Source organism: Seonamhaeicola marinus (assembly GCF_008085455.1).
This window is the reverse complement of the sequence record NZ_VSDQ01000011.1, coordinates 1-781: the sequence shown is the minus strand read 5'-3', so window position 1 is coordinate 781 and position 781 is coordinate 1. Positions and strand designations below refer to the sequence as shown.

The window sequence follows — 781 nt, the reverse complement described above, 5'->3', positions numbered from 1 at the left end:
AATTCCTAGCTTCACTTGTTCTCAGCTACATATTTTACCCGCGCACCAAAACAAAAAAGCTGCGTTAATTAATGTTAACAAATTGTTTCGTTTTAAAGCAAAACACCCTGTTTTTAGTAACACTAACATAACACTTTTATTACTGTTCTTTAATACCAAGGTAACACCGTATTTACATAGTGTAGCTTTCTTTGCGGCATCAAATTGAATAAAAAAATTATCTAAAATTTAAAACTCATGAAAAAAATAATTTTAACACTTTTAATTGCATCTACCTTAGTATTTACTGGATGTTTTAAAGATGATGACACACCTATTATTATTGAAGAAACTACAATAATAAACCAAGGTAATGGCGGTTCTAATGGCGCTGAAGTTGTTGTTAAAGCAGGTGGTATTGTACTTGATGAAACTTGGACTAACGACAAAATTTATGTATTAGACAGAAAAGTTGTAGTTGAATCTGGTGCAACTTTAACTATCGAAGCTGGTACTATCATTAAAGGTAGAGCTGGTACAGGATCTTTAGCTTCTGCTTTAATTGTTGCTAGAGGTGGTAAAATTAATGCAGTTGGTACTGCAAGTGCTCCAATTATTTTCACTTCAGAAAGTGATAACATTCAACCAGGTGAAACTGCTGGTACAAACTTATCTGCTGCAAACAGAGGTTTATGGGGTGGTTTATTAATTCTTGGTTACGCACCTTGTTCTTTAAAAGGTGATTTAGAAGAAACTCAAATTGAAGGTATTCCTGCTGATGATACATTTGGTCTTTACGGTG

The 781-nt window shown here is 33.4% G+C and carries 1 protein-coding gene and 1 pseudogene; both read left to right on the top strand.

The annotated features are described in order from the left end of the window. On the top strand, positions 1 to 208 hold a 208-nt coding region (locus tag FUA24_RS25375), incomplete at its 5' end, for a hypothetical protein (protein WP_222861293.1). A 29-nt stretch (positions 209 to 237) separates the two neighbouring features. Further along, a pseudogene (locus FUA24_RS00100) lies at positions 238 to 781 on the top strand (hypothetical protein); the annotation flags it as partial.